We start from the raw sequence: 5873 nt of genomic DNA, 5'->3' as shown, positions 1-5873 counted from the left end.
AATGCTTTTCGTTTTGTCTGAGCAGTAGCCGCATGGTTAGTTGGCAAAAATGAATCAGTACCATGAATGGCAAAGACTTGAGCCCAATACCGTATCTGTCTTGAAGAAATTGAATATTGTTTTGCTAAGTAGAGAGATGACGTGCCATCTAAGTATTGCTTAGCAATGATACATTTTAGCTCTCGGCTATATTTGGACATAAAAAGACCCCCAATAATTGGTGTCCAACTATTGGGGGTCAGTTCAAAAAGCGGCTCTTGATTTTCAAACTATGTTGAAACAATCATAAGCTGATATTTACGATCCCTTTAAATTCAATACTTTATAAAAAACAACCATATGTTGATATAGCCTAAAACAACCATAAGTTGATATTTTCGTGAATCGTACAATTCGGCCAAACTATAGCAGTAAGAAAGTTACTTTCAGGTTTTATCTTCCATCAGTTACCCCCAGTATTCCACTAATACACATCAAATGTATCTTTCTTGTTTACATCTGTAATGTAAAAAAATCATTAGAGCAAAAGTCAATAAAACCAACGCGTTATGGGATAAACATCACAACCTTTCAGGCTTATGTGAATTTACTAGAAAAGCGCTTATATCGTAGTCTACGCTTTAAAAATGTACGAAACAGTTGAATGGAATCAATGGCATGCAAGTAAAAACTAAATTAATGACTGCTTTGCTTCTACCTTACTCATGCACTTTTTCTGCTCAAGCCGCAGAGCTAGATTCAGTTGCAAGTAGTCCATGGCGAAATTCTATAGAAATCTATGCACAAGCACTGAACATACGTGGAGATAGTAAAGTTAAGAATCTAGATGCCAATGTAGATATAGACCCAGAGTTCATTATGGATCATATCGATATGGGCGCTATGCTCCGCTGGGAAAGTATTTATGAAAACAGGTGGGGCTTTTATCTAGATTATAGTTACATGAAATTAAGTGGTGAAACAGATTCATTACTACAGCCTGACTTAAGTAAGATACGTGCTGAGATGGAGCTTCGTCAAGGCGTACTTGAGGCCAAAGGTTTCAAGAGATTTACCTATGACTTTGGCACTATCGACTATATGGCTGGTATACGTTGGTGGGATAACGACGTTGATACAAAGATACACTCTACCAACAATGTAGGGCCTTCGATAAACAAGGGGAACAGCCCCTCAGTGGACTGGGTGGACTGGGTGGACTATTTAGTAGGTGCTCGATTAACTACAAAGCTCAATGAAGATTGGAGTACCTATATAAGTGGCGACGTTGGGCTAAGCAAAGACACAAGTTTCACTTCAGCACTTCAAGCAGGTTTCAGGTACAGGTTCAATTCTTGGTCAGACATTAATCTATCTTACAAATCAACATGGGTAGATTACGACAATGGAGACACCTTTGCCTACAACACTGCAACACAAGGCTTTTTAGTGGGTTGGGCAGCCTACTTCTAAATTTCCTGTAACGATAAATAAAGAGCGTTAGTAGTAAATGGAATTAAACGTACCACAATACAAAGGTAAAGCGCATTCAAAGTTTCAAGCGCTAGCAAAACCTATTGGAGCAGTCTGTAACATAGACTGTTCCTACTGCTATTACTTGGGCAAGCAACAACTTCTCGATTACGATAAACGCCCAGAGAAAACCATGTCTTATGAGCTACTAGAGAAGTACATAAAACAATACATCCAAGGTCAGAACACACCTGAGATTGTATTTACATGGCATGGCGGTGAACCGACACTTCTTGGGATTGATTACTTTAAGAAGGTCGTAGAGTTCCAAAACAAATACCGCCCTGCACACTCTGAGATAGTCAACGACCTTCAGACTAATGGAACGCTTATCAATGATAAATGGTGCAAGTTCTTCAAAGAAAATAACTTTTTCATTGGCATTAGTATAGACGGACCTGAACAGCTCCATGACCATCATAGAAAAAATCACGCAGGTAGAGGCACTTTTGCAAAAACATTTCGTGGAGCCAAATTACTCAAAAAGCATGGCGTTACATTTGCAACACTAACCTGTGTGAACGACGTTACCTCATTATCCCCTTTAGAAGTCTATCGTTTTCTAAGAGATGAAATTCAACCAAACCAAATTCAGTTCATTCCCGTAGTCGATAAAAGTAACTCGGCTCAGAGCAGTAAGTGGGCAAGTAATGGTTCCAATGCAATTATTCCTGTTACGCAAACCATGGAACCTTGGTCAGTCCAAGCTATTGACTGGGGTGCATTTTTAATCACTGTCTTCGATGAGTGGATGCGCTATGACTTTGGAAAAGTTTATATACCCTACTTTGAAAACTTTATCGGTATTTGGATGGGTGAACAAAGCACAATGTGCACACTTTCAGAGATTTGCGGTAAAGGGTTAGCGGTTGAACCCGACGGAAAGGTTTACGCATGCGACCACTACGTATACCCAGAATTTGAAATCGGCGATATCACACAAAAAAAACTAGGCGACATTGCGTTGTCACGTAAGCAAGTTGATTTTGGGTTCGCTAAAGCAAAATCACTACCAAAACAATGTATTGAATGTGAATACCGATTCGCATGCCATGGTGAGTGCCCTAAAAATCGCACTCTAACTACCCAAACGGGTGAAAAAGGGCTGAATTACCTTTGTAAAGGTTGGTTAGCCTTTTTTAACCACGTCGATCCGAGAATAAGCAAGCTACTACATATTAATGGTAAAGCCGTAAAACACGGAAAGTTCAAAACAGCATGATTGCTAATGATTACTGGAGTATCTATGAGTAAAGAAAAAATATTTCTACTACTAGCCACCGGTGGGTTAATTCCTATCGCGTTGTCATACGGATTTGACCCTAAGACATCCATGGCATTTTTGTTCAATATTGACGTAAACAGTGTTGAAAGTTCTCATATATTTAGGGCCGTAATGGGATTGTATTTAGCTACCGCTATCTACTGGGTTATTGGCGCATTCAATCCTAAACACACAACCGGTGCCTTAATTAATCTCATCATCTTTATGTTCGGCTTAGTCGCAGGGCGATTTTTAAGCGTTGGTCTAGATGGCAACCCTAACGGCGTTTTGTGGCTTTACATTGTCTTAGAACTAGGTTTTGGTTTAGTCGGCTTAGCAATACTAAAAACAAGAACGAATCAGTAACATTCAAGGAAGGATTGTATGAAACTAAAAATAACGATTTGTTTTGGTCTAGTCGCCCCGAGCTTTGTCGCTCTGGCCGCAGACGATAATAGACCGAATATTCTTTTGATAGTTGGGGATGATATGGGGCTCGGAGATCTTGCCCCATTTGGTTCGGAAATTCACACACCTACGCTCAGTGCCTTGGCAGAAGAAAGTATTCGCTTTAATAATTTTCATGCATCACCGGTTTCTTCGGTAACAAGAGCTCAGATGCTTACCGGGGCTAATAGCATTGAAGTTGGTTTAGGGTCATTTGATTACTCATTCTATCCACCTGCTAAAGGTAAAAAAGGATACGAAGGGTATATGACACGCGACACAGTTACCGTTTCAGAGTTACTTCGTGATGCAGGTTATAACACCTATCACTCAGGCAAATGGCATCTTGGTTCAGGAGATGGCCATGGCAATCCTCCACAAGATTGGGGATTTACAGAAACATACGGGGTTTATTCTGGTGGCTCAGCGCACTGGGACAACACAGATATGTACCCGAATACAAAAGCAGCAAATAAAGCGATAAAAGAAGGGAAAAAACCTCCAGTTACCTATCAACAGTTTTACGAAAACGGTCAAAAGATTGACCGTGTTCGTGGCATCTTCTCAGATGATCTTTACACAGGAAAAATGATTGACTATATCGAAGAGGGTCGTGAATCTGGTAAACCATTCTTTGGATACCTTGCACTAACGACAGCGCATTTTCCTTTACAAGCGCCTTCGGCTCTGATCGAAAAATACGTCCCTATCTACGAAAAGCTTGGCTGGGAAGGACTAAAAAAGCAAAGATATGACGCAATGATTAAGGCAGGTGTTTACCCTGAAGGGACACCATTTCCTGAAGGCAATCCGCTAACAAAAAAATGGGATGAGTTATCTAAGGCAGAAAAGAAAACTCAAGCTCGACTGATGGCGACTTACGCCGCTATGGTAGAAACCCATGACTTTTACATTGGACGAGTATTAGACTATCTCCGCCAAAGTGGTCAATTAGAAAATACGCTAGTGATCTATATGCCTGATAACGGACCTGAAGGCTCTGATGCCTTTGGACCTCTAGCTAATAGCTTATGGAAAAATTGGACAACCGATCATTTCGACATGAGTGATGAAGCAATTGGCAGTGCGAACTCTAGCAGGCAGCTCGGACTGGAGTGGACTAACGCAACCACTGGCCCACTGCAATGGTGGAAGTGGTTTATTGCCGAAGGTGGCATCCGCGTTCCTCTAATCATACGACCGCCAGAGAGTAGCAATTTTGACCAACAAAATGTTCTTTCTAACACAACCCTGAGTGTAAAAGATCTACCAATGACCATGCTCGATTATGCAGAGGTAGAACACCCGGGAAATGCTTATAAAGACAGAAAGATCCCTGTACCATCCGGTGTGTCTATGAAACCCTTCTTAGAAGGTGAAAAAGATACGGTGCGCACTGAGAAAGACTGGTTTGCCTTTGAGCTATTTGGTAATGGCTTTGTTATTCAAGGTGACTACAAGTTAATGAAGCTTCGTACTGGTATGTACGGTGATGGTGAGTGGCACTTATATAACATTAAGGAAAACCCTGCTGAAACGGTACCTCTTGAAGATAAGTACCCAGATAAATTCAACGCTATGATGAAGATTTATCAGCAATATGAAAAAGATCATAATATTGTGAAAGTAGCAGAAGATTGGAATCCGTGGTTGGCAGCTGCGAACTAAAATAATAACTCAACAACCTAGAAAGGACGCATATACATGCGTCCTTTTGGGCTGCCTAAACATCAGTTCATGAACCCCGCAGGGCATGAAAATAGGTTTACATTGGTCTTAATTCAACTCGGTGATTGACGTCACCACCGCTAAAGAAGAATTGTCGCTATAAGTATCAACAAACAAAAAGCCGTCTAGTTTCACCTTACCATTTGCACTCAATAATTTATCAAATGCATTATTGATATACTTATTCAATGAACAGCATGATACAAGAAAGTTATCTGTTTGAATTATAAAACTGCACCCATCATAAGAGATATCGTCTGCAGGTTGAATGTTCTTTCTTTCAAGGCTGCTCTTTATTACATAACCAGTAGCACTAAATTGATTCATATTATGCTCTCTAATAAATTTGATTTTTGACAGACAATATCCAAACCAGAGGTAAATAATGAAATCCGCCTCTGCTATCAATTCTATGAATTAACATCAAAAGCTTCTGACAACGCCTCTAATGTCGTTTCAGAGACAAGCTCACCGTCCACAAAATATTTAACGTTAGAGCCTTCTTTCACTCCGGTAACCGTTTAAGAAGTACCATCTACATAAGTAACTTCCATTTCAATAGTATTTTCATCAATGGTTTTTATTTGGCTATCTTCGATATTTTGGTAAGTAAGAGGATCTATAGGCGCATCACGTAACGAAGGGTCAAGGTCGCCATTTATATCAATCATTGGGCTTTGTTGCGTAATTAAATTTAGATATAGAGCCAACCCGTTTCGCGTATTTCTTAGTCAATACGACAAGTTTTAGGCATACCTAACCTAGTAAGCTTGTTCAACGCTTTTATCATTGCGTAAGTTTCACCCACCTGGGCATTGTAATTTCTTAAGCTCAGTTTCCCTCCTAGCAACTGTTTAACTCGATACATCGCTGTTTCTGAGAGTGAACGCTTGTGGTATCCATACCGCTCTTTCCAATACTT

General features: G+C 40.2%; 6 protein-coding genes and 2 pseudogenes. 4 read left to right on the top strand and 4 right to left on the bottom strand.

Annotated features, from left to right (window positions below; genetic code table 11):
- A pseudogene (locus L1D55_RS26685) lies at positions 1-200 on the bottom strand (helix-turn-helix domain-containing protein); the annotation flags it as partial.
- Positions 201-657: 457 nt separating this feature from the next.
- Between L1D55_RS26685 and L1D55_RS26680 the strand changes: the two are divergent.
- Genes L1D55_RS26680 through L1D55_RS26665 form a run of 4 tightly spaced genes read left to right on the top strand, consistent with a single transcriptional unit; the run spans position 658 to position 4891 of the window.
- On the top strand, positions 658-1452 hold the full coding sequence (locus L1D55_RS26680) for a hypothetical protein (RefSeq protein WP_239919458.1): 795 nt from the start codon (positions 658-660) through the stop codon (positions 1450-1452).
- Between the two features lie 37 nt (positions 1453-1489).
- On the top strand, positions 1490-2734 hold the full coding sequence (locus L1D55_RS26675) for an anaerobic sulfatase maturase (RefSeq protein WP_104034856.1): 1245 nt from the start codon (positions 1490-1492) through the stop codon (positions 2732-2734).
- A 24-nt stretch (positions 2735-2758) separates the two neighbouring features.
- Entirely contained in the window at positions 2759-3142 is a 384-nt protein-coding gene (locus tag L1D55_RS26670) for a DUF4345 domain-containing protein (protein ID WP_104034857.1), read from the top strand.
- An 18-nt stretch (positions 3143-3160) separates the two neighbouring features.
- The gene (locus L1D55_RS26665) at positions 3161-4891 is read left to right on the top strand and encodes an arylsulfatase (protein WP_239919457.1); all 1731 of its coding nucleotides are present in this window, start codon (positions 3161-3163) and stop codon (positions 4889-4891) included.
- Between the two features lie 108 nt (positions 4892-4999).
- Here the strand turns inward: L1D55_RS26665 and L1D55_RS26660 are convergent, their stop codons facing one another.
- The 3 genes and pseudogenes from L1D55_RS26660 to L1D55_RS26650 form a co-directional block, all read right to left on the bottom strand.
- Positions 5000-5278: a hypothetical protein gene (locus L1D55_RS26660; protein ID WP_239919456.1), complete on the bottom strand. Its 279-nt coding sequence runs from the start codon at positions 5276-5278 to the stop codon at positions 5000-5002.
- A gap of 194 nt (positions 5279-5472) precedes the next feature.
- Positions 5473-5622 carry a hypothetical protein gene (locus L1D55_RS26655; RefSeq protein ID WP_239919455.1) on the bottom strand — a complete coding sequence of 50 codons (150 nt, stop codon included), beginning with the start codon at positions 5620-5622 and terminating at the stop codon, positions 5473-5475.
- 56 nt (positions 5623-5678) lie between these two features.
- Positions 5679-5873: pseudogene (locus L1D55_RS26650) on the bottom strand (IS5/IS1182 family transposase); the annotation flags it as partial.

The sequence above is a fragment of the Vibrio sp. Isolate22 genome (assembly GCF_022398115.1).
Taxonomy (GTDB): Bacteria; Pseudomonadota; Gammaproteobacteria; order Enterobacterales; family Vibrionaceae; genus Vibrio.
This window is presented reverse-complemented; position numbering and strand designations above follow the sequence as displayed.